The organism is Ruegeria sp. H4 (assembly GCF_056533065.1).
In genome coordinates, this window is record NZ_JBQFOC010000001.1 from 470,031 (window position 1) to 492,612 (window position 22,582).

Consider the following 22,582-nt stretch of genomic DNA (forward strand, 5'->3'; position numbering starts at 1 on the left):
CTCAGAAAGCAGATTCAAGGAACACCATGTCGCTGCAAGACATCACCACCCGCATCGCCAGTGCCGAATCCAAAGCCGGGCGCGATCCAGGGTCGGTCAAGCTGATCGCTGTTTCCAAGGTGCAGCCGAATGAGCGGGTGCAAGCCGTACTAGAGCAGGGCCATCGTTGCTTCGGTGAGAACCGAGTGCAGGAGGCGGCGGGTAAGTGGCTGATGTTCAAGGAACAATTCGAAGGAATTGATCTGCACCTCATCGGCCCGCTGCAAACCAACAAGGCGCGTCAGGCGATGGAGCTTTGCGACGCGATTCATTCGGTTGATCGCCCGAAGCTGGCCAAGACTCTGGCCCGACTGGCGCAGGAGATCGGAAGCTGCCCCGCGCTTTTCATTCAAGTCAATACAGGTGAAGAAGAGCAAAAGGCAGGGATTTTACCGTTGGACGCTGACGGATTTATCGCCGAATGCCGCGCGCTTGATCTGCCCATCCAGGGCCTGATGTGTATACCGCCGGTCGAAGAAGAACCTGCATTGCATTTTGCTCTGCTGGCCAAAATCGCAGACCGAAATGGTTTGACGGGCCTGTCGATGGGGATGAGCGGTGATTTTGAACAGGCCATCGCACTGGGTGCGACCCATGTACGCGTTGGTTCGGCAATCTTTGGGGAACGCGTCAAACCTCAGGGATGATCAGACGCGTGCCGAGGTTAATGCGGCGCGCCATCCAACGCAGGTGGTCGCGCCGAAAAGCGACACAGCCTTCGGTCGGATATCCGGGTCTGCGCCATTGATGGATAAAAATAGCTGACCCGCGACCCGGCACCGCATTGGGCCAGTTCCAGTCGGTGATCAAAACCAGATCATACAGCGGATCCGCGCGACGCAGCCTCTCATGACTAAACCCATATGGCGCGGTCACCAGAGAGTTATAGTCATCATCCGATACATCATCTGACCACAGATCCCACGGGCCAATGGGCTGGGCCCATCCGGCAGGCGGTGAGATGCGATCAGGGCGATAGAGCATTCCTACGATGCGATGTATTCCGGTTGGCGTCGCGCCGTCGCCTTCGCGCTTTGCGTTGCTGAGCCCTCCTTTTCCGATGGAACAGGGAAACACGCGTCCCATAAACCGGACCCCGCGCGGGGTCAGGACCAGATCACCAGGTGTCAAAGCAGATGCCCGGACTTCGCAGCCTTGGTGGCCAAATAGCCTCGGTTATGCGCAGTCTCACCGACCTTCAGCGGTACTCGCTCGGTTACCGCGATGCCGGTTTTTTCCATCATAGCGATCTTGGCAGGGTTGTTCGTCAACAGTCGAACCGAGCTGAAGCCCAGCGATTTCAGGATGTCCGAGCCCAGACGGAAATCCCGTTCATCATCCTCAAAGCCCAGCCGATGGTTGGCCTCAACCGTGTCAAACCCCTGATCCTGAAGGAAATAGGCGCGCATCTTGTTGGCCAACCCAATCCCGCGACCTTCCTGATTCAGGTAAAGCAATACGCCCGCACCTTCATCCCCCATCTGCGCCAGAGCCCCGCGTAGCTGCGGGCCGCAATCGCACTTAAGGCTGCCCATCAGGTCACCGGTGAAACAGGCCGAATGCAGACGGGCGAGGACTGGCTTGCTGCGATCCGGGCGTCCAATTTCAACGGCGTAGTGTTCTTCGCCCCCGTCTTCAGGACGGAAAACATGCAACCGCCCGGCTTCGGACACCTCCATAGGCAGGCGCGCGGCAACGATTTCGTGCAACGCACTGCGTTCTGCCAAATGCGGCGCGGCGCGCGCGTGATCGATGCAAGTCAGCCCGCGCTCAGCTGCGAAGGATCGGCCGTTTTCGACAGAAACGACCACCGCAGCGGGCAACAGGCGTGCGGATTTGGTCAAAGCGATGGCAATGCGATGCAGATTGGCGCTGCCCTGCCGCTCGGTCATCAGCGGGCCTTTCATCGGCGCGTTCAGATCGTCCGACGGGTCAGCAACGGCCTGCACCCAACTGATATCTGCGTCCGCAGGAACCAGAACCCGCGCCAGATCGCCGTCATAGGCCCGTGCCTTCAGCGTTTCGGCCCGTCGGCCGGTGATCGCAACAACAGGCGTGCCGCCAAGCTTGCGCAGATCGGCCAACCGTTGGGGGCTGAGCGTCTCGGTCGACGCGGCCAACACACAAAACCCGCTATCATCGGTCAGTGCCACCGGCACGCCCATGCGCAAATCGGCCCGTGCGCGGGCCAGCAATTCGGTCATGTCAGGGCTGAGACTCATCGATGATACCTTACTACATCCGGCGAATTACTACCGGCTTCACCCAGAAAAGTGAAACATTTCCGCTGCGTCCGACACGAAGGCGTGAGACGATTGCAGCAAAGCTTGCTGATTGCATATTCCAAACGCAAGTGATGGAAAAGGCTTAGGAGGACCGCAGATGGCTCAGCTCAAGAAAATCCTGCTGGTGGATGACGACGAAGACCTGCGCGAAGCGCTTAGTGAGCAACTGGTGATGACAGAGGACTTTGACGTCTTCGAAGCCTCGGATGGTGCATCAGCGATGGAGCGGGCCCGCGAAGCGATCTACGATCTGGTCATTCTGGATGTCGGCCTGCCTGATACAGATGGCCGAGAGCTGTGCCGCCTGATGCGCAAGCAAGGTGTTAAAAGCCCGATCCTGATGCTGACCGGCCATGACAGCGACGCCGACACTATCCTGGGCCTGGATGCTGGCGCCAATGATTATGTCTCGAAACCCTTCAAATTCCCGGTCCTGCTGGCCCGTATCCGCGCGCAGCTGCGTCAGCATGAACAATCTGAGGACGCCGTATTTGTACTGGGGCCGTATACGTTCAAGCCCGCGATGAAGATGCTGATCACCGAGGAAGACCGGAAAATCCGTCTGACCGAGAAAGAGACCAACATCCTAAAATTCTTGTACCGCTCGACCGATGGGGTTGTCGCACGCGATGTGCTGTTGCATGAGGTCTGGGGCTATAACGCGGGTGTCACGACCCATACGCTGGAAACGCACATCTATCGCCTGCGTCAGAAAATCGAGCCCGATCCGTCCAATGCGCGCCTTTTGGTCACAGAATCGGGTGGATATCGATTAGTGTCTTGATCGCCTATGGATTGACTTGGATCAAAGTGATACTCTGTACTCATAATTAGGTTACTCCCATCCCGCGCATGTCCGGGTTATGACATGTACCTCCCTGTTGGACTGCCGGGCCTGATGGCCCGGCTTTTTTTGTGGAAGCTGCAGCACGAAACGACGAGAATTAGGCGAAAACTTCGCCAACCTCTGCGGGAGCGGGTCTTTGACGCGTCAGCGCAATAGCGATGCTTGTCAGCCCAAAAACAATAAACGGCAGCATCAGTAGATTTTCCAGCGTTGGATAACTTGCATCAATTGCTGATCTGGAATCAAACAGATGCGTGTGAAAAGCAAAGGCGCGCGTAGTGATTTTTATGAGAAGTACCGCTGTAAATGCGACACAGAACTGGAATGCGAGATTCCAAAGTCCGACAGGTTTCTCTAATTTCGCTACGCTCAGCCGCGACGAGCCAAGGATAGCAGCTACGCACCACAGGACAATCGTGCATCTATATGTCGTTGGCGTTGTTGGACTGTTGAAGATCAAGGTTGATGCCAAAATGACCCCGCTGAAAGCATATGCGACGGCGGCGGCGGATGCGCGAGACCAATAGTGAACGCTACGCACCGTACTCTCATCTTCGAACAAACGGTGTTCCACCGACGGCCAGACTGCACGAAGGCTGCCCACAAAGCCTAGACAAACATACAAAACTCCACATCCCAAAGCGAGAAATGGCGCGATGTAGACAGGAGACAGCCACAATGCCAAGGGTGCATGGAACGCAATCAGCCCGGCCCATATGATCACGACTGCGCCGAATAGGCATACTCCGATCTGAATGAGTATGTGCCTCGCCTCATGGGGCGCGACGACCAAGCTATTCAGTCTGGGCACGATCAAAAAAACAAGGATCACCACAAGGCCAGCAATAGGAAGATACGGTGCGAAGCCCAGATTGATTCTGGTTCTTCCATCAAGTTGCTGCACAAGAAACGATACCGACAATGCAATTGTGAGTGTCGTGATGACGATGACAGTTCTTATCAGTGAGTTATGAGCTTTCGAGATAAACCAATTCATAATTCGGAAGTATTGGGCAAACTTGACAAAACTAAGACCGCCTTTCTTAAGAAATCATCATTGACGCGAATTGAGTTTCGCACATCCGATGCGGGCGATTTCCTCTTCCACGCTAACACCGAGAAACCCAACTCTACCGGTAATCTTTTCTCATGGCACCTTGCGCTCGGCCGCGCTAACCTCCGCCCAATCGCGAAAGAGGAATCTCAACTTATGCCCTTCACCCTTGCCACCTGGAACATCAACTCCGTCCGTTTGCGTGAGCCTATCGTGCTGAAATTGCTGCAGGAAGAGGCTCCGGATGTGCTGTGTCTGCAGGAATGCAAGTCTCCGGTCGAGAAAATCCCGACCGAAGGCTTTGCGGAACTGGGCTACACCCACATGGTTGCGCGTGGTCAGAAGGGGTACAACGGTGTCGCCATCCTGTCTCGCCTACCGATGGTGGAAGTGGGCGATAAGGATTTTGCCGGTCTTGGCCATGCGCGCCATATCGCGGGGCGGTTGGAGAACGGCGTGACGATCCACAATTTCTACGTCCCGGCGGGCGGAGATGTGCCTGATCGTGAGGTGAATGAGAAGTTCGGGCAAAAACTCGATTACCTCACCGACATGCGCGACTGGTTCCATGCGAAAAAGCCTGAAAAATCCATCTTGGTTGGCGATCTGAACATTGCCCCGCGCGAAGATGATGTCTGGTCGCACAAGCAACTGCTTAAAGTTGTCTCTCATACCCCGGTCGAGGTAGAGCAACTGGCCGAGACGCAGGATGCAGGCGGTTGGGTCGATATCACCCGTCAGGATATCCCCGAAGGGCAGCTCTATAGCTGGTGGTCTTACCGCGCGCGGGACTGGGATGCGGCAGACAAGGGGCGGCGGCTGGATCACGTCTGGGCCACGCCGGATATTTCGAACGCTGGCCATTCCAGCCGCATTCTGCGCAACGCGCGCGGTTGGGAGAAACCCAGCGATCACGCCCCGGTCTTTGCCAGCTTCGATCTGTAACTGTGCAACTCGGCCCTTGGTTTCTGTGCCAAGCGGTTGCATATAGGGCGCAAGTTTGAACGAAAGAGTATTTGCCATGGACCTTCTGAACAGCTCAGACAGCACCGCCGCCACCGATCTGATCAAGGATGGATCTGAGGCGACGTTTATGGCCGATGTGGTCGAGGCGTCGCAGGAAACCCCAGTGATTGTGGATTTCTGGGCTCCGTGGTGTGGTCCGTGCAAGACGTTGGGTCCGCTGCTGGAAGAGGCCGTGACCGCCGCCAAGGGCGCGGTTAAGATGGTCAAGATCAACGTGGATGAGGCGCAGATGATCGCGTCGCAAATGCGCATTCAGTCGATCCCAACCGTTTATGCCTTTTTCAAGGGTCAGCCTGTTGATGGGTTTCAAGGAGCCGTGCCGGGATCCGAGATCAAGGCCTTTGTGGACCGGGTGATCGAAGCGGCAGGTGGCGAAAGCCCGGGCGGTCAATTGGAGGATGCCGTTCAGGCCGCCGAAGAAATGCTGGCCGAAGGGGCCGCTGTTGATGCGGCGCAGACTTTCGCGGCCATTCTGGGTGAAGACCCCAACCATGCTGCGGCCTATGGCGGCTTGGTGCGGGCGCATATCGCATCCGACGATCTGGAACAGGCCGAGGCGATCCTGAACGGTGCCCCTGCAGAAATCTCCAGCGCGCCCGAGTTGGAAGCGGCCCATGCGCAGCTGGAACTGGCGAAACAAGCCGCAGATGCGGGTCCCGTAGCCGAACTGACCGCAACGGTCGAGGCTGAGCCCGACAACCATCAGGCGCGTTTCGATCTGGCGCAGGCTCTGCATGCGAATGGGGATGTCGAAGACGCCGTCGCACAATTGCTGGAACTGTTCCGTCGAGACCGTGAGTGGAATGACGGTGCCGCCAAGACGCAACTGTTCACGATCTTCGATGCGCTCAAGCCCAATGATCCAATTGTTCTGAACGGGCGGCGTAAGCTCAGCTCGATGATATTTGCCTAATTCCGGATCAGAGCTACACTCGGATACATGATGCATCCCGCTGACCTTCCGGAAACGGTATCCGTTTTTCCATTGCCCGGGGCGCTGTTGCTGCCTCGGTCTCGCTTGCCGCTGCATATCTTTGAGCCACGTTACCTGCAGATGCTGGACGATGCGCTGAAGACCAAGGAACGGCTGATCGCAATGGTTCAGCCGAACCCGTCTCTGAATGACGAGAAAAAGCTGCATCGGATCGGATGTGCGGGGCGAGTTACTCAGTTTTCCGAAACAGAAGACGGGCGCTATCTGATCACCCTGACCGGGGTGTCCCGGTTCCGCATCAAATCAGAGCTTGATGGATTCACGCCCTATCGACGCTGTGAAGTGTCTTGGGAGGGGTTTGACCGCGATCTTGGGAAATCCGAGAAGGATGACAGGTTCGACCGAACCCGGTTCCTGAACTTGCTGGAACGGTTCTTTGACTCCCGTCAGTTGTCGACCGATTGGGATTCGCTCAAGGATGCGGATGATGAGCTTTTGGTGAATTCCCTATCGATGCTGATGGATTTTGAACCGGAAGATAAACAAGCCCTGCTTGAGGCCCCGTGCCTGCGGACCCGACGCGAAACATTGGTGACACTGATTGAATTCGCCATGCGCGGCGGATCAAATGAGGAAACTTTGCAATGAGCGATACCGCGAACGCCTTTGACCGCCATATGCTTGAAGCGCTTGTTTGCCCTCAGACACAGACCACCTTGCACTATGATGCCGAAAAACAGGAACTCGTATCCAAAGCTGCCGGGATGGCCTTTCCGATCCGAAATGGCATTCCTGTGATGTTAGTCGATGAGGCGCGTCAGCTGGACTAAATCGCGCGACCCTGCAGAAGCTTCGGCAGATCTCCGGTCAGCCCAGCGGCTTCGCGTACGAAGCCGCGGCGTAATCCGGGCAACGAGCCAACGATCCCCATCCCGATATCCCGTCCAAGCCGAAGCAGCGAATTGTCGTTCGAAAACAGCCTGTTGAACACATCCGTCGCCATGGCGAGTGAGGCTGTATCGAACCGCCGCCATTCCTGATAACGCTGCAGCACCAGGGGCGAGCCGATCTCTTCACCCCGCCGTCCGGCCAGTGTCAGCACTTCGGCCAATGCACCCACGTCACGTAGACCGGCGTTCAGACCCTGCCCGGCAATCGGGTGCATCCCATGTGCGGCGTCTCCAACCAAAGCCAGATGATCGGCGATGAAAGAATTGGCGATGGTCAGGTTCAGCGGATAGGTGAATCGGTCGCCCTGCAGGCGGATATCGCCGAGGAAGTCGCCGAACCTTGGACGCAGCGCTTGTAGATACTCAGCCTCAGGTAAGGCATTGATTTGATGCGCGGTCTCTGTCCGTTCGCTCCAGACAATCGAACTGCGGTTGCCGGTTAGCGGTAGAATGGCCAGGGGGCCAGGCGGCATGAAGAACTGATGCGCGATGCCGTGATGCGGCAGCTCATGTTCAATTGCGCAAACCAATGCGGTTTGGCCATAGTCCCATCCGGTGCGCTTGATCCCGGCCCGCGCCGCCGTACCGCTGCGGCGACCGTCACAGCCGACCAGCAACTGCCCTTCGATCGTGGCGCCATCATCCAGTGTTAGAACGGCCCCGCCCACACCCGTTTCCTGCGCTACAACAGTCTTGCCGTTGATCGGGGTGATGCGCTCGTCCTCGGCCATTGCGTCCAGAAACGCGCGGCGCAGGTGGCGATCCTCGACCATGTAGCCCATCGGGCCCTCTTCGATTTCGGCATGGTCGAAATGCATGAAAAAGGGCGACGGGCCTGCACCCGCATGCCCATCGGTGACCTTGATTTCAAGCATTGGCTGAGCGTGTTCGGCGATACGATCCCATATCCCGATTGCGTCCAGCAACCGCTGAGACGCCAGCGCCAATGCATAAGACCGCCCGTCAAAAGCCGCATTCTTACGTGTCTTTTCGGCCAGTGCATCAATCACCGTAATCGAATGACCGGTCTGAGCCAGTGCCAGGGCCAAGGCGGGGCCATTTAGCCCTCCGCCAACGATCAGAATGTTCGAGCCTCGTGTCATGCCCTGCACTATGCGCGCCCTTTCGGGATTGTCCATGTGCGGTCCTGTCGCTACCGTCCGGTTCAGCCAAAAAGAAGGAGCGCGGTGATGCAGGAATGGTTGACGATGACAGCCTGTGATCTGGGTCGAGGTATTGGCATGGGGCAGATCGACCCGGTCGAGCTGACCGAAACCTACATAGCCGCCATTGACGCCCATCCGCATCGTGATCGTATCTATGCGCGCGTCACCCATGATCGCGCACGGGCCGAGGCGAAGGCTGCAAAGGACCGCGCCGCTTTGGGTTTGCGCCGGTCGCTGCTGGATGGCGTTCCGATCAGTTGGAAGGACCTGTTCGATACCGCCGGTATCGGGACCGAGGCTGGATCCGCCCTGTTGCAAGGCCGTGTGCCCGAAGCAGACGCCGTGGTTGTGCGCAACGCCACCGCGATGGGTGCGGTTTGTCTGGGCAAAACCCATATGAGTGAGCTTGCCTTTTCCGGGCTTGGTCTGAACCCGATCACCGGCACTCCGCCTTGCGTTGATGATGAAGAGGCTGTGCCGGGCGGCTCATCTTCGGGTGCAGCGGCCTCGGTGGCCTGGGGGTTGGCGGCCTGCGGGATCGGATCGGATACGGGCGGGTCTGTTCGCATTCCGTCGGCGTGGAACAATCTGGTGGGGCTGAAAACCACCGCCGGGCGGATCAGCCTGGAAGGGACTGTGCCATTGTGCTTGCGCTTCGACACTGTCGGTCCACTGACGCGGTCGGTCGAGGATGCAGTACATATGCTGGCCTTGCTAGAGGGCGGCACGCCCGCCGATCTGCGCGGTGCGTCACTGGTTGGACGCCGCTTTGCTGATCTTCAAAACGTGGCCAAAGATGACCTGCGGGATGAACCGCGCAAAGCTTATGAGGGGGCGTTACAACGACTGACGGATGCCGGGGCCGAGATTGTTCCGCTTGAGGTCCCCGAGTTGAACGAGGCGATGGGCCTGTCGGGTGTGCTCTATACCACCGAAGCCTACGGCCTGTGGAAAGACGTGATCGAAGCCAACCCCGATGCGATGTATCCCGAAATCCTCGAACGATTCCGCATGGGACAGGCCCATTCTGGGCCGGATTACGTTGCAGCATGGTCCAAGCTGAAAGCCTGTCGGGCTGCATGGGATGCGGCCACTGCCGAATTCGATGCGGTCTTAGCCCCCACAGCGCCCATCCTGCCGCCCAATCTGGACCGGTTGATGAGCGACCACGACTACTACGTAACCGAGAATCTGCTGGCCCTTCGTAACACCCGCATCGGCAACCTGATGGGTCTGGCCGCCCTGACCCTGCCCACCGGAACACCGGGTTGCGGGGTGATGATGCTGGGCTACCCGGGGTCCGAAGAGGCCCTGCTGCGGCTGGGATCAGCCGCCGAATCTGCATTGGCCTGAATGCCACAATCCCCTGATTCGACGTCTCTTTGTCTGGACGGGGTGGGGTGTGATCTGTAATCTGTCAAAAAACGGGGCGAAAACGATCCCGATCTTGAGGCAGTAGTTATGAATTTTCCCGAGCGGTTTTCGAACCTACCGGAATATGCATTCCCGCGTCTGCGCACCCTGTTGGATCATCACCAGCCGGGCGGAGATGTCATTCATATGACCATCGGCGCGCCCATGCATGATTTTCCCGCCTGGGTGACAAATGTCATTACTGAGAACGCGGCAGGGTTTCAGGGTTATCCGCCGAATGAAGGTTCGCCTGAGCTGCGCGGCGCGATCGCCGACTGGATCGAGCGCCGCTACGGTGTCGCGATGAACCCCGACACGAATGTGATGGCCCTGAACGGCACGCGTGAGGGGTTGTATAATGCGGCCATGGCCCTGTGCCCCGAGCAGAAGAATGGGCAAAAGCCGGTCGTTCTGTGCCCGAACCCGTTTTATCAGGTCTACATGGTCGCCTCGATCTCGGTTGCGGCTGAGCCTGTCTTTGTGCCTGCGACTGCGGCTACAGATCATCTGCCTGATTATGCCGCGCTGCCCGAGGACGTGCTGAACCGAACGGCGATTGCCTATATCTGTTCTCCGGCCAACCCTCAGGGGGCCGTTGCATCACGCGACTACTGGGCCGAGCTGATTGCGTTGGCTGAGAAATACGATTTCCGCATCTTTGCGGATGAATGCTATTCCGAGATTTACCGGGATGAAGCGCCCACAGGCGTTCTGACCGTCGCGCAGGAGATGGGTGCCGATCCCGAACGGATCACTCTGTTCAATTCGCTGTCGAAACGGTCGAATCTGGCCGGTTTGAGGTCCGGTTTGATTGCTGGCGGGCCCGAAACGATCAAACGTGTCAAACAGCTTCGCAACTATGCCGGTGCGCCGTTGCCTTTGCCTCTGCAAGCCGCGGCAGCGCGGGTTTGGGCGGATGAGGCGCATGTCGTCCAGAACCGTGCACTCTATCAGGAAAAATACGCCCTTGCGGATGAGGTCTTTGCAAACGTGCAAGGCTATATGCCGCCCGAGGCCGGGTTTTTCCTGTGGTTGCCGGTCGAAAACGGCGAAGAGACCGCATTGAAACTGTGGCAAGAGACCGGAGTACGGGTTCTGCCGGGCGCATATCTTTCTCAGGGCGATCCGGGGCAAAACCCGGGCGAACACTTTATCCGGGCCGCCATGGTGGCCCCAAAAACAGAGTTGCAGCGCGGGCTGATCACGCTCCGCGACTGCATCTATTCGTGAGGTACGAGGGCAAAATGGCATCATTGAACGCGCGCAACCGCGATCCACTGCTGGACAGCACCACACAGGCCGCCATCGAGCGGCGCAGCAAGGAATTGATTGGGATCGCCTTGATCCTGCTGGGCTTTGCAGCTGCGGCAATGATCTGGTCCTACACACCCGAGGACCCAAACTGGATGGTTTCCACCGATGCGCCGGTGCAGAACTGGATGGGCCGGGTCGGTGCCTGGATCGCCGCGTTTTCCTTTATGGTTGTGGGCTGGGGCAGTTGGGGCTTTGCCCTGGCGTTGATCGTTTGGGGTGTGCGTTTTGCGGGTCATTTCGGCGAGGATCGCGCCATTGCCCGGCTGATCTTTGCACCTATCTGGATCGCAGTTCTGGCCGTCTATGCAGCAACTTTGGTGCCCGGAGAGGCGTGGCGCGCGACCCACAGCTATGGCCTGGGCGGCTTGGGCGGTGATACCGTGCTGGGCTTTATCTTGTTGATCCTCCCGATCTCGTCCGCTTTTGTTGTCAAACTGATGTCTTTGGTGATGGCGCTTGGCATGCTTGCGCTGGGTGTCTTCGTCCTAGGCTTCACCAGAAGTGACGTACAGCGCGGTTTTAGTGCCTTCCTGCTGGGCTTGGTGGTGTCCTATGACCTGCTGATGACCCTACTGGGTCGTGGAGCTTCGGCTACGGCGCAAGCAGCGCGGGATCGCCGCGCGCAGTGGAAAGAGCACCGGGCGGCCCGGGTTGAGCCTGTCCTGCAGGATGAGGTTGCCTTTGGCGATCCTGTCTTTGAAGAACTGGAAGAAGAGACACCCGAACCACCTCAAAAAACCGGCCTGCTGGCCCGTATGCCAGCCTTGATCCGCCGCCCTGATCCGATGCCTGAACCGGAATTGATCGAGGCGATGCCGGTCGAAGGTTTTGACGAAATGCCGGGCGAAGATCGTATACGTTCGAAGATTTCGGCCGCGGTACGTAATCGCAAGGTGGCGACGGGTGAAGTAACACCCGAGCCTGATCCGAACTTGCCGCTTACCAAAGGCCGGGGTCGAGGACCTGATCCCCTGATCCTGAACACCGGTACAGCTGCGGAGTTGCCTCCCGAACCACCCATGAGCTGGACCGACCTTCCACCCGAACCGACGCTGAGCGCCGAGGCCATGGCGGAGTGGCAAGAGCCGCTGGATCAGGACTTTGCGGCTGAGCCAGAGTTGGAAGACGACGATACCGTGTTCGAAGATATGCACGCATCTGAACCGCAGGCGCGTCCTGCAATGAAAATCCCGGTGGCTGAACCGCGCAAGCCGGTGGTTGCCCAGCCCGTGCGTCGCACGCCGCAGCCATCACGCCGCGCGCAGGCTGAGGCGCAGCCGACTTTGTCCTTTGAAGAACGGCATTCGGATTTTGAACTGCCTCCGCTGGGCCTGCTGTCCAACCCATCCACCATTCAGCGCCACCACCTGAGCGACGAAGCGCTGGAGGAAAATGCGCGGATGCTGGAAAATGTGCTGGATGACTATGGCGTCAAAGGTGAGATCGTCAGCGTCCGTCCCGGCCCGGTGGTGACCATGTACGAATTGGAACCAGCGCCGGGCCTTAAAGCCAGCCGTGTGATTGGTCTGGCTGACGATATTGCGCGATCCATGTCCGCGCTCTCGGCGCGGGTTTCGACCTTGCCGGGCCGCTCGGTGATCGGGATCGAACTGCCGAATGAAAACCGAGAAATGGTGGTGCTGCGCGAAATCCTGGCCAGCCGTGATTTTGGTGACGGTAACCATGCACTGCCACTGGCGTTGGGCAAGGATATTGGTGGTGAGTCTGTCGTGGCGAACCTTGCGAAGATGCCTCACCTGCTGATCGCGGGGACCACGGGTTCGGGTAAATCGGTGGCGATCAACACGATGATCCTGTCGCTGTTGTACAAGCTGAGCCCGGATGAATGCCGCCTGATCATGATCGACCCCAAGATGCTGGAACTGTCCGTATATGACGGTATCCCACATCTGCTGTCGCCCGTTGTGACCGATCCAAAAAAGGCGGTCGTGGCCCTGAAATGGGTCGTGGGCGAGATGGAGGATCGCTATCGCAAGATGTCCAAAATGGGCGTGCGTAACATCGCGGGCTACAACGGGCGCGTGAAGGATGCGCTGTCCAAGGGTGAGATGTTCTCGCGCACAGTCCAGACCGGGTTTGACGATGAAACCGGCGAACCGATGTTCGAGACTGAAGAGTTCGCGCCCGAGGCGATGCCCTATATAGTGGTCATCGTTGACGAGATGGCCGACCTGATGATGGTCGCCGGCAAAGAGATTGAGGCCTGCATCCAGCGTCTGGCGCAGATGGCGCGGGCCTCGGGCATTCACCTGATCATGGCCACACAGCGGCCTTCGGTCGATGTGATTACCGGCACGATCAAGGCGAACTTCCCGACCCGGATCTCGTTCCAGGTAACTTCGAAGGTCGATAGCCGCACCATCCTGGGTGAGATGGGCGCGGAACAGCTGCTGGGGCAGGGCGATATGCTCTATATGGCGGGTGGCGCCAAGATCACCCGTTGCCACGGACCGTTTGTCTCGGATGAAGAGGTCGAGGAAATCGTAAACCACCTGAAACAATTCGGCCCGCCGGACTATATGAGCGGCGTCGTCGATGGACCGGCCGAAGAAAAGGCCGACAACATAGACGCCGTTTTGGGGCTGAACACCGGTGGCAACACCAATGGCGAAGATGCGCTGTACGACCAAGCGGTGGCGATTGTGATCAAGGATCGCAAATGCTCGACCTCATACATCCAGCGGAAACTTGCCATCGGCTACAACAAAGCCGCGCGGCTGGTTGAGCAGATGGAGGACGAAGGCGTTGTTTCGGCGGCAAATCACGTCGGTAAGCGGGAAATCCTCGTCCCCGAGCAGTAGGATATTTAATAACAAGGGCAAAAGGCTTATCTGGACCTTATGAAACAGATTGCTTTTGCCCTTGCTCTGATATTGGCCGTGCCTGCGGCTTGGGCGGCCGAGAAACTGCCATTGTCAGAGATTTCGAATTATCTGAACCAGATGAAAACGGTTCAGAGCAGCTTTACCCAGGTCAATGACGATGGCTCGCTGAGCACCGGCAAGCTTTGGATTCAAAGACCGGGCAAGATGAGGTTCGAGTATGATCCGCCGGAAAGCGCCGTTGTTCTGGCACGGGCGGGCAGTGTTCTGATCTTCGATCCCAAATCGAACCAACCACCCGAACAATATCCGCTGAGGCGAACACCACTGTCTTTGGTTTTGGCGCGCAACGTTAACCTGGGGCAGGCCAATATGGTGGTTGGGCACGAGTTTGACGGTACTGCAACGGTTGTCACGGCGCAGGACCCCAAGAACCCAGACTCAGGCCGGATCGAGCTGATGTTTACCGACAATCCTGTTGAGCTGCGGAAATGGGTGATCCACGACAATGCAGGCACCCAAACCACAGTGCTGCTGGGCCCGCTGAGCGAAGGTGGCACCTTCGATCAAAATCTCTTTTCAGACAAATAGCGAATAAGGGTCAGCAAAACCGCCGACCCCATCACGCTTAGTATCGGCAGTTTGCCAGCTGTGACTGATACATATCGGCGCGCGCATCCACGTCGCTGGCCACGCCAAGCAACCAGGATTTGCGATTGTAACTGCCACGCGCATACCCTGTGTGCCCTTCGTGATAGGCTAGGTACTGGTTACGCGTGTCGGAGGGGTGGATGCCATTCCGCTCGTAACTTTTGTTCATGTACCAACCGATAAAGTCCGATGCATCGCCGATCCGATCCCGCTTGGCGCGGCGTTTGCCGGTTTCACGCTGGTATTGCTCCCACGTGCCATCCAGGGCCTGACCATAGCCATAGGCACTGCTTTGACGGCCCATCGGGATGACACCCAGAACATAACGGTGCGGCGTACGCGCATCGTGACGATATCGGCTTTCCTGATAGATGGTGGCCATCTGAACGTGAACGGGAACGCCCCATTTACGCTCGGTTTTTTGGAAGGCCCGGATATAGTCCGGTTTCTCACGCGCAATACTGCACGCGTCATTCAATCTGCTGGGCGGCTGCTTTGAACCACCCCCACAGGATGCCAAAAGCAGCACCCCAAGGAGTACGAAAAGAATTCTGCTCATGTGCCTCATGCCTTTTTTCGAGCATTCTAGCGCAGATTGAGCGTAGATGGAATCACAATCGCTAGAGCACAAGCGCCAAAACAAGTGGCAGTGTTGCAACGGACACCAATGTTGACACCATAACCATCCCGGCGACCGCATCTGCATCGGCTTTAAACCGTTCGGCCAACAGATAAGATGTGACCGCGACCGGAGTACACATCTGCAGGACCAGCACACCAAAAGCGATTGCTTCAAGATCGAATGCAACAGCTATAAACCAACCCAGCGCAAAGCAGACAGCGACTTTCAGAAGGGACAGCCAGACTGCGCGACCCAGACTGCGCGTGGTGAGCCGGGCAATAGCGACGCCAACAGTGACCAGCATCAACGGCACAGCCATTTGCCCCAGCAAATCCAACGTGTTGGTCAGAAACAGCGGGGTTTCCCATCCGCGCCACAAAAACAGCGCACCCAGAAGTGTCGCCCAGACCATGGGTTGTCGGATCACCTGCCCATGCGCACCTTTTCCGGCGACCAGATAGATGCCGTAGGTGAAAGAAAACAAAGCCGTCACCGACAGGAAAATCACGGCATATCCCAGACCTGCCTGACCAAAGGCGAAGATGCACAAGGGCAGCCCCAGATTGCCGGTATTGCCAAAAATCAGCGGTGACAGATAGGTGCGCTGGTCCAGTTTCAGTACGCGAACGAGGACCCAGAAGACAGCTGCCAGAACAAGGTTGGCGACGATCGTGGCGATCGTAAAGCGCGACAGGTTACCACCCGGGATTTCAGTTTGCATAAGGGCGACAAAGATCAGGCTGGGGACCGCCAATGTCATGGCAAATCGGGTGACGAATTGCAGTCGATATTCGAACCCCAACTTGACCCAGGCAAACCCGATACCGGCCAGAATGAAGACCGGCGCGACGATTTCGAACACTGTCAGTAGAAGGTTCACAGACTGTTTCCCCGAATTTCAGATCAATGATTGGCTTTTCTGCCCGGAAAGAGGTAGTAACTTCTTTGGGGGCTGAAACAATGCTAAAGACACACGCCAAATACGGCCTGGGACAGGTTGTTCGACACAAAAAACATCCCTTCCGAGGGGTGATTTTTGACGTCGATCCAGAGTTTTCGAACACCGAGGAATGGTACGAAGCCATCCCCGAAGACAGTCGGCCGATCAAGGACCAGCCGTTCTATCATCTGCTGGCCGAGAACGATCAATCCTTCTATGTCGCTTATGTTTCAGAACAAAATCTGATCGAGGATCAATCGGGCGAGCCGGTCGAGCATCCGGATATCCCCAATATGTTTGGCCCTTTCGAAGATGGGTCCTACCCGCTGCACTTTCATCTGAACTGAACCTTTGGGCTTGTGGGGCCAAAGGTGACTGTGTCTAGTACCCGAGTGCACAGCCATCCTTACGCGGATCGCTGCCGCCTTCCAACACACCATCCTCACGGATCCGAATGGCCTGAGCCCCGCCAAGCGGAGTTTCTGGAATCGTGACAGTGTGGCCAATATCTGCCAATTGTTGAGCGACCTTATCTGGGAAGCCACGTTCCAGTTTCAGAACTCCGCCATCGGCAAAAGCACGGGGGGCATCGATGCTGGTTTGTATCCCAAGATTGAAATCTGTCAGGTTCGATACAAACCGGGCGTGGCCTGTTGGCTGATAAGCCCCGCCCATCACACCAAACGGCATCATGATGCGCCCGTTCTCGGTCAGCATGCCCGGTATGATTGTATGCATCGGACGTTTCCCGCCGCCCAATTCGTTGGGATGACCGCGTTCCAGCGTAAAGCCCGCTCCACGGTTTTGCATTAGAATACCGTATTTTTCCGAAGCAATCCCCGAGCCGAAACTGTGAAAGATTGAATAGATCAGCGACACCGCCATACGGTCCCGATCAACAACGGTTATATAGACCGTGTCTTTGTGAATGGCTTCGGTCAGCGGAGTTGGCGACCCCATCGCGCGTTTGGGATCGATCAGCGCAGCGAGGCGTTCGGCCACGTCTGGGTTGAGGAATTGTTCCGCACGCGCGGTGTGGTCCGGATCAGCGATGAAACGGTTACGGGCATCATAGGCTAGTTTGGTGGCCTCCGCCTCGATATGAACCCGTTCTGCGCCAAACGGATCCATGCGCGCCAAATCGAATTGTTTCTGGATGTTCAGAAGCAAGATGGCGGTTGCGCCTTGTCCGTTGGGTGGATGTTCAACCAGATCAATACCGCCGTAGCTGCCGCTCACCGGATCTGTTGGCGTGCATTCTGTACGTTCAAAATCATCGGCAGTGTGGACACCACCGAGTTGAGACAGGGCAGTCAGCATATCCTGCGCAATTTCACCTGTGTAAAAGGCTTCGCGCCCGTTTTTGGCGACGCGGCGCAACACCTCGGCCTGACCGGGGGATCGGAAAACCTGACCAATCTTGGGCGCCTGTCCGTCGATTAGATAGTGCTGTTTGGCGGCCCCTTGCAAGGTTGCCGCCCCGCTTTGCCAGTCAAAGGCGACGCGCGGTGCAACCGGAACACCCAGTTCGGCATAGCGGATTGCGGGTTGCAGAATTGCGTCCAGACCAAGCCGCCCTTCGGTTTCAGACAGATGGCAAAAGGCATCGACCGCGCCGGGGATCGTTACCGCGTCGGGGCTGGTCAGGGGGACTGCAGTCAGGTTCTTGGCGCGCAGCGCTTCGGCATATGCTTTAGCCGGGGCTCGGCCCGACCCGTTCAGTGCGCGAACCTTGTTCTCACCCGCCCGATTGAACAGGACAAAGCAATCGCCGCCCAGCCCGGTCATTTGTGGTTCGCAAATGCCCAGCAGCACCGCCCCGGCGATGGCCGCATCCATCGCGTTACCGCCTTGCGCAAGAATATCCAGCGCGGCCTTTGCCGCCAGAGGATGCGATGTTGCGCACATTCCCTCGGTTGCCAGAACCTCGGAACGTCCAGGCAGGTGCAAATCGCGCATAACATCTCTCCTCTTCCTTGCCGTGGCGAAGGTAAAGTGAGGGGAGGGATTGTCCAGTGATTTCAAGGGGAGGGAGGTTCCTCGGCGCCGTTCACTGGGTGGGGGCTGTGACACTTGGCGCCGAGGGAAGCTATCTGAGCTACGAGTCACTTTATGATGGTTATTTGCGGCGCCACAATGGTTCGAAAAAGGCGTTATTGTGGCGTTATGTCTGCAGTTAAGGCTGGCGTTCAAAGTCGAACCTTAAGGACAGGCGATTGCATCCCTGATGTCGCTCATAGCAGATATCACTGGTCAGTTGATTTATCAAAAACCAACCAAACCCGCCTTCGGGCAAATCCTGTAGGTCCGTTTCGACCGAGGCTGGGGTTCCATCAGGCAATTGATACCCGGGCATCGGGTTCCCGGTGTCCGAGATCAAAATGTCCAATCGGTCGCGTTCCAGCCGACAGGTTACCTGTACCTTAGCGGGGGCTATCCCCTCGTAGGCATGTTCAACGACGTTATTGATTGCCTCGGCCAAGGCAATCTTAACATCATCTGCCATATGATCAGGCAACCCCTGCTGCGACAGCCTGGCGCTGAGCTGTGCAATCCCGGCGCTGGCTTCCAACTCTGTGGCGGGAAAGCTGAGCTCCAGGCAGGTTTCGTTCCGTATCGGCGTCACGCAGTCCACTCCTGCCAGATCAGTCCAACGTCTCTGCCAAAGCGTCGTCAAGAGTGGTGAACAGTTTGAACACTGTGTCCATGCGCGTCAGGCGAAAGACCTTTTCGACAACCGGTTGCAGGCCTGACAAATCCAGCCTGCGCCCGTCCCCAAGCTGTTTCATCGCGGCAACGATGGCACCCAGTCCGCTCGAGTCGATGAATTCGACCCCTGCCAGATCTAGTATGACGCGGTCGCATTCCGTTTCGGTTTCGCGCCGCATATCCTCCTTAAACTGGATGGCCATAGCAGCATCAATTCTGTCAGATTCAACTGTTATGATCTGAGTGGCCCCGGTCGTTTTGCTGGTCAGACCCATTGTGACCGCCCTCTTCGCTAAAACTAAGTCGTAGAAATACGCTAGACGTCAAATCTTACCATTCGGTATTCAGGGTGCGGAAATCGAACAAAGGAAAGCCGAGATGAAAGATGTTGTGATCGCAGGGGCCGCTCGTACCCCGATGGGTGGGTTTCAGGGCATGTTTGATGGCGTCTCGGCGGCGGAGCTTGGTGGAACGGCGATCCGGGCGGCACTTACACAGGCAGGCACCCAAACAGTGGATGAAGTTCTCATGGGTTGTGTTCTTCCCGCAGGCCAGGGGCAGGCCCCCGCGCGTCAGGCCGGGTTTGCAGCTGGTCTGGGCGAAGACGTGCCCGCAACAACGCTGAACAAGATGTGCGGGTCGGGCATGAAAGCTGCCATGATGGCCTTTGATCAGATTGCGCTGGGTCATGCGGGCCTGATGGTTGCGGGCGGAATGGAGAGCATGACAAACGCACCCTATCTGTTGCCTAAAATGCGGGGGGGCGCGCGCATCGGGCATGGGCAGGTTATCGATCACATGTTTCTTGATGGTCTCGAAGACGCCTATGACAAAGGCCGCCTGATGGGCACCTTCGCCGAAGATTGTGCCGAGGCGTATCAGTTCACGCGCGAGGCGCAGGACGAATACGCCCTGCAATCTCTTTCCAACGCATTGGCGGCACAGGAAAACGGTGCCTTCGACGAAGAGATCGCGCCCGTATCCGTGCGCAGCCGTAAGGGTGAGGTGACCCAGTCCACGGACGAGCAGCCTAAATCTGCCCGGCCTGAGAAAATCCCGACCCTGAAACCTGCGTTCCGCAAGGATGGCACAGTCACTGCGGCCAACGCTTCCTCAATCTCGGATGGTGCGGCCGCGTTGGTGCTGGCGTCTGCGGCCCAGGCAGAAGCGCGGGCTCTGACAGTCCGTGCGCGGATCCTGGGCCACGCCAGTCATGCGCAAGCGCCGGGTCTATTCACGACGGCCCCGGTTCCCGCAGCGCGAAAACTGCTGGATCGGATCGGTTGGTCGACCGAGGATGTTGATCTATGGGAAGTGAATGAAGCCTTTGCCGTCGTCCCCATGGCTTTCATGAATGAAATGGGATTGCCACGTGAGAAGGTGAATGTGAATGGCGGCGCCTGCGCGCTTGGTCATCCCATTGGCGCATCGGGCGCGCGGATTATGGTTACGTTGCTGAACGCGCTGGAAAAACGGAACCTCAAACGCGGTATCGCAGCGATTTGTATCGGCGGCGGGGAAGGCACAGCTATCGCCATCGAACGCGTTTGACCCTTCATCTTTTTCCAAATACTTCGGGGGTACGGGAGCTGGTCCCCGTTTCCCTTACCTGAAAGCGCGTCATGACCGTCGACTACGATACCCTTGCCAAAACCATCGCGTCCCTGACCGAGGGGGAAACTGATCATGTTGCCCTTATGGCCACTATCGCCTGCGAGGTGCATCATTCCGATGATCGTTTCGACTGGACCGGGTTCTACCGCGTGACCCAGCCCGGCCTGTTGAAGATCGGTCCCTATCAAGGCGGCCATGGCTGTCTGATCATCCCGTTCGAGCGCGGTGTTTGCGGGGCCGCCGCGCGCACGGGCCAAGTGCAACTGGTGCCGGATGTGGAGGCCTTCCCGGGGCATATCGCCTGTGCCTCCTCCACCCGGTCCGAGCTGGTTCTGCCGGTGCGTGATGCCACGGGTGAGGTGATCGCAGTGTTTGACATTGATAGCGACCAGCCAGACGCATTTGATCAATCGGATGCAGATCGCCTTGAATCGATCCTGACCCAGACATTTGGCGGGTAGCACACGCATCTCACTTCAGTGAGTCAACACGGCGTAAACGTACGTGAAAAAAATCTTGGAAATTTCACGAAACTGCGCCATCGTGAAAAACGAGATGTAAATTTCACGAGATTCGGAGCGCCCTTTGAACAGTCAGGCCCCGCAAAGCGCCACACTCGGAGCAGACCTGCGCGCCTTGCGCAAGGCGCGGGGGTTGACCTTGTCCGAGATTGCCGAGCGTCTTAACCGCTCCGTCGGGTGGCTCAGCCAGGTTGAGCGCGACATGTCCGACCCGTCGATCTCGGACCTGCGCCAGATTGCCGAATGTCTGGGCGTGCCGATGTCGATGCTATTTGCGCATTCTTCGGTGCCCGCGGAAGAGCAAGGTTATGTGGTTCGCGCGGGCTCACGCCGACCTATGGGCTCGGGCGAGGAAGGGCTGATTGAAGAGTTGCTGTCGCCCGATCTGACAGACGATTTCGAAATGGTCCATTCCACCTTTGAGCCCCGATCGAGAATGCAAAAGCCCGCCAATCGACCGACGCAGGAGGTTGGATATATGATCTCGGGCCGGCTGGATCTGACCATCGGTGCGCGCCAATACGCCGTCGGACCGGGTGACAGTTTTCGGATCAAGCATGAACCCTATCAATGGGCGAACCCCTATGATGAGCCTGCGGTGGCTATCTGGGTGATCGCCCCGCCGGTGTATTGATGAGCTTTGAGGCCTGGACCATATTCGCACTGTTCTGGGTGGTGTTTGTGACCACGCCGGGGCCGAACGCGGTCAATTGCATCTCGAACGGGATGAGCCTGCCATTTCCCAAGGCCATGCTGGGGGTTTTGGCAATCCTGACCCAGGCAAGCGCGTTTCTTATCTTGTCGGCGCTAGGGGTCACAGCGCTGATCGCTGCCTCGCCGACTGGGTTCTTCATTGCAAAACTGATCGGCGCCGGTTTCTTGATCTGGCTCGGGATACGCGGCTGGATGAACGCAGCCAAGCCTGCACCGGCCAGTGAAAGACCCGCAAGCCACATCTATCTTCACGCGTTGGCCGTTGCGACAATCAATCCCAAAAGCGTGGCCGGATACCTTGCCGCCTTTTCACAATTTGTGCAGCCCGACGTACCTGTTTGGCAGCAGATGGGGGTGATCATGCCCACCGCGCTAGCGATCACCACGCTCAGCTATACAGGCTTCACATTGTTGGGTGCGATGATGGGCAAAGCAGCCTTGGGTGCTGTGTTCAATGTCTGGGTGCGCCGCGTCATGGCGACCTGTTTCATCATCTATGGTGTGTCGCTGGGGGCCAGCTCCACGCCCGCAACAAGGGGTTAACACCATGTATACCGGATCTTGTCTCTGCGGTTCTGTAGCCTTTGAGATTGACGGAGAATTATCGCCACCTTCGGCCTGCCACTGCGGCCAGTGCCGAAAGCAATCCGGGCATGTTTGGGCCTCGACCTGGACGCATGAGGACAATCTAAGTTTTACCTCCAATGACACGTTGAAGTGGTTCGAAGCCTCCGATATCGCCCGTCGCGGCTTTTGCGGGGCGTGTGGCTCGTTCCTCTTCTGGCAGCACAAAGACGAAGACACAATTTCGATTTCCATGGGGGCGTTTGACGCGCCCACCGGATTGCACCTCGCCCGCCACATCTTCGTGGCTGACAAGGGCGGCTACTACGAAATCACAGACGATCTGCCTCGAGAGGCACAGTAACAGGGACTGAAT

The 22,582-nt window shown here is 57.6% G+C and carries 25 protein-coding genes; 16 read left to right on the plus strand and 9 right to left on the minus strand.

Annotation, left to right across the window (positions count from 1 at the left end; all coding sequences use genetic code 11):
* Positions 1–26 precede the first annotated feature (26 nt).
* Positions 27–686, plus strand: a complete 660-nt coding sequence (locus ACR0KG_RS02325) for a YggS family pyridoxal phosphate-dependent enzyme (protein ID WP_480826363.1) — start codon at positions 27–29, stop codon at positions 684–686.
* Here ACR0KG_RS02325 and ACR0KG_RS02330 read toward each other — a convergent pair.
* Both ACR0KG_RS02330 and ribA read right to left on the minus strand, forming a co-directional pair.
* A complete protein-coding gene (locus tag ACR0KG_RS02330) occupies positions 670–1,170 on the minus strand; it encodes a L,D-transpeptidase family protein (RefSeq protein WP_480826364.1) in 501 nt (166 codons plus the stop codon). The genes ACR0KG_RS02325 and ACR0KG_RS02330 overlap by 17 nt on opposite strands.
* Positions 1,167–2,261: a GTP cyclohydrolase II gene (gene ribA, locus ACR0KG_RS02335; RefSeq protein WP_480550701.1), complete on the minus strand. Its 1,095-nt coding sequence runs from the start codon at positions 2,259–2,261 to the stop codon at positions 1,167–1,169. The genes ACR0KG_RS02330 and ribA overlap by 4 nt, the downstream gene beginning before the upstream one ends.
* A gap of 160 nt (positions 2,262–2,421) precedes the next feature.
* On the opposite strand from ribA, the gene ACR0KG_RS02340 reads away from it, so the two are divergent.
* A complete protein-coding gene (locus tag ACR0KG_RS02340) occupies positions 2,422–3,108 on the plus strand; it encodes a response regulator transcription factor (protein WP_170533404.1) in 687 nt (228 codons plus the stop codon).
* Between the two features lie 160 nt (positions 3,109–3,268).
* Here ACR0KG_RS02340 and ACR0KG_RS02345 read toward each other — a convergent pair whose 3' ends face one another.
* On the minus strand, positions 3,269–4,168 hold the full coding sequence (locus tag ACR0KG_RS02345; RefSeq protein ID WP_480826365.1) for a hypothetical protein: 900 nt from the start codon (positions 4,166–4,168) through the stop codon (positions 3,269–3,271).
* A gap of 213 nt (positions 4,169–4,381) precedes the next feature.
* On the opposite strand from ACR0KG_RS02345, the gene ACR0KG_RS02350 reads away from it, so the two are divergent.
* The 4 genes from ACR0KG_RS02350 to ACR0KG_RS02365 all read left to right on the plus strand — a co-directional run bounded on the left by ACR0KG_RS02350 (position 4,382) and on the right by ACR0KG_RS02365 (position 7,015).
* A complete protein-coding gene (locus ACR0KG_RS02350) occupies positions 4,382–5,170 on the plus strand; it encodes an exodeoxyribonuclease III (protein WP_480826366.1) in 789 nt (262 codons plus the stop codon).
* A gap of 76 nt (positions 5,171–5,246) precedes the next feature.
* Positions 5,247–6,164, plus strand: a complete 918-nt coding sequence (trxA, locus tag ACR0KG_RS02355; protein ID WP_480826367.1) for a thioredoxin — start codon at positions 5,247–5,249, stop codon at positions 6,162–6,164.
* A gap of 27 nt (positions 6,165–6,191) precedes the next feature.
* The gene (locus ACR0KG_RS02360) at positions 6,192–6,833 is read left to right on the plus strand and encodes an LON peptidase substrate-binding domain-containing protein (protein WP_480826369.1); all 642 of its coding nucleotides are present in this window, start codon (positions 6,192–6,194) and stop codon (positions 6,831–6,833) included.
* Positions 6,830–7,015: a Trm112 family protein gene (locus tag ACR0KG_RS02365; protein WP_170533390.1), complete on the plus strand. Its 186-nt coding sequence runs from the start codon at positions 6,830–6,832 to the stop codon at positions 7,013–7,015. Before ACR0KG_RS02360 ends, ACR0KG_RS02365 begins: the two co-directional genes overlap by 4 nt.
* On the opposite strand, the gene ACR0KG_RS02370 is transcribed toward ACR0KG_RS02365, so the two are convergent.
* Positions 7,012–8,274, minus strand: a complete 1,263-nt coding sequence (locus ACR0KG_RS02370; protein ID WP_480550711.1) for an FAD-dependent monooxygenase — start codon at positions 8,272–8,274, stop codon at positions 7,012–7,014. The genes ACR0KG_RS02365 and ACR0KG_RS02370 overlap by 4 nt on opposite strands.
* A 51-nt stretch (positions 8,275–8,325) precedes the next feature.
* On the opposite strand from ACR0KG_RS02370, the gene ACR0KG_RS02375 reads away from it, so the two are divergent.
* From ACR0KG_RS02375 to ACR0KG_RS02390, 4 genes are all read left to right on the plus strand, one after another.
* On the plus strand, positions 8,326–9,654 hold the full coding sequence (locus ACR0KG_RS02375) for an amidase (protein ID WP_480550713.1): 1,329 nt from the start codon (positions 8,326–8,328) through the stop codon (positions 9,652–9,654).
* Between the two features lie 108 nt (positions 9,655–9,762).
* Positions 9,763–10,944 (plus strand): aminotransferase class I/II-fold pyridoxal phosphate-dependent enzyme, encoded by a 1,182-nt coding sequence (locus ACR0KG_RS02380; protein ID WP_480826370.1) that lies wholly within the window; start codon positions 9,763–9,765, stop codon positions 10,942–10,944.
* A gap of 14 nt (positions 10,945–10,958) precedes the next feature.
* Complete coding sequence (locus ACR0KG_RS02385) at positions 10,959–13,850, plus strand: DNA translocase FtsK (protein ID WP_480826371.1); 2,892 nt, start codon at positions 10,959–10,961, stop codon at positions 13,848–13,850.
* Between the two features lie 39 nt (positions 13,851–13,889).
* The gene (locus ACR0KG_RS02390) at positions 13,890–14,462 is read left to right on the plus strand and encodes a LolA family protein (RefSeq protein ID WP_480543092.1); all 573 of its coding nucleotides are present in this window, start codon (positions 13,890–13,892) and stop codon (positions 14,460–14,462) included.
* Between the two features lie 37 nt (positions 14,463–14,499).
* Here the strand turns inward: ACR0KG_RS02390 and ACR0KG_RS02395 are convergent, their stop codons facing one another.
* Complete coding sequence (locus ACR0KG_RS02395; RefSeq protein ID WP_480550721.1) at positions 14,500–15,081, minus strand: transglycosylase SLT domain-containing protein; 582 nt, start codon at positions 15,079–15,081, stop codon at positions 14,500–14,502.
* Between the two features lie 61 nt (positions 15,082–15,142).
* A complete protein-coding gene (locus tag ACR0KG_RS02400) occupies positions 15,143–16,024 on the minus strand; it encodes an AEC family transporter (protein ID WP_480826372.1) in 882 nt (293 codons plus the stop codon).
* Between the two features lie 80 nt (positions 16,025–16,104).
* Here ACR0KG_RS02400 and hspQ point away from each other — a divergent pair, with 80 nt between their 5' ends.
* The gene (hspQ, locus tag ACR0KG_RS02405) at positions 16,105–16,431 is read left to right on the plus strand and encodes a heat shock protein HspQ (RefSeq protein WP_170533369.1); all 327 of its coding nucleotides are present in this window, start codon (positions 16,105–16,107) and stop codon (positions 16,429–16,431) included.
* 34 nt (positions 16,432–16,465) lie between these two features.
* Here the strand turns inward: hspQ and ACR0KG_RS02410 are convergent, their stop codons facing one another.
* The 3 genes from ACR0KG_RS02410 to ACR0KG_RS02420 all read right to left on the minus strand — a co-directional run bounded on the left by ACR0KG_RS02410 (position 16,466) and on the right by ACR0KG_RS02420 (position 19,068).
* On the minus strand, positions 16,466–18,043 hold the full coding sequence (locus ACR0KG_RS02410) for a gamma-glutamyltransferase family protein (RefSeq protein ID WP_480826373.1): 1,578 nt from the start codon (positions 18,041–18,043) through the stop codon (positions 16,466–16,468).
* 217 nt (positions 18,044–18,260) lie between these two features.
* Positions 18,261–18,710 carry an ATP-binding protein gene (locus ACR0KG_RS02415; protein ID WP_480826374.1) on the minus strand — a complete coding sequence of 150 codons (450 nt, stop codon included), beginning with the start codon at positions 18,708–18,710 and terminating at the stop codon, positions 18,261–18,263.
* A gap of 19 nt (positions 18,711–18,729) precedes the next feature.
* Entirely contained in the window at positions 18,730–19,068 is a 339-nt protein-coding gene (locus ACR0KG_RS02420; RefSeq protein ID WP_480826375.1) for an STAS domain-containing protein, read from the minus strand.
* A gap of 103 nt (positions 19,069–19,171) precedes the next feature.
* On the opposite strand from ACR0KG_RS02420, the gene ACR0KG_RS02425 reads away from it, so the two are divergent.
* The 5 genes from ACR0KG_RS02425 (at position 19,172) to ACR0KG_RS02445 (ending at position 22,570) form a co-directional block, all read left to right on the plus strand.
* On the plus strand, positions 19,172–20,344 hold the full coding sequence (locus tag ACR0KG_RS02425) for an acetyl-CoA C-acyltransferase (RefSeq protein ID WP_480826376.1): 1,173 nt from the start codon (positions 19,172–19,174) through the stop codon (positions 20,342–20,344).
* Between the two features lie 71 nt (positions 20,345–20,415).
* Complete coding sequence (locus ACR0KG_RS02430) at positions 20,416–20,868, plus strand: GAF domain-containing protein (protein WP_480826377.1); 453 nt, start codon at positions 20,416–20,418, stop codon at positions 20,866–20,868.
* Between the two features lie 124 nt (positions 20,869–20,992).
* On the plus strand, positions 20,993–21,562 hold the full coding sequence (locus tag ACR0KG_RS02435; protein WP_480826378.1) for a helix-turn-helix domain-containing protein: 570 nt from the start codon (positions 20,993–20,995) through the stop codon (positions 21,560–21,562).
* Positions 21,562–22,185, plus strand: a complete 624-nt coding sequence (locus ACR0KG_RS02440) for a LysE family translocator (protein WP_480826379.1) — start codon at positions 21,562–21,564, stop codon at positions 22,183–22,185. The genes ACR0KG_RS02435 and ACR0KG_RS02440 overlap by 1 nt, the downstream gene beginning before the upstream one ends.
* A 4-nt stretch (positions 22,186–22,189) precedes the next feature.
* Complete coding sequence (locus ACR0KG_RS02445) at positions 22,190–22,570, plus strand: GFA family protein (protein WP_480826380.1); 381 nt, start codon at positions 22,190–22,192, stop codon at positions 22,568–22,570.
* The last annotated feature ends 12 nt before the right edge of the window (positions 22,571–22,582 follow it).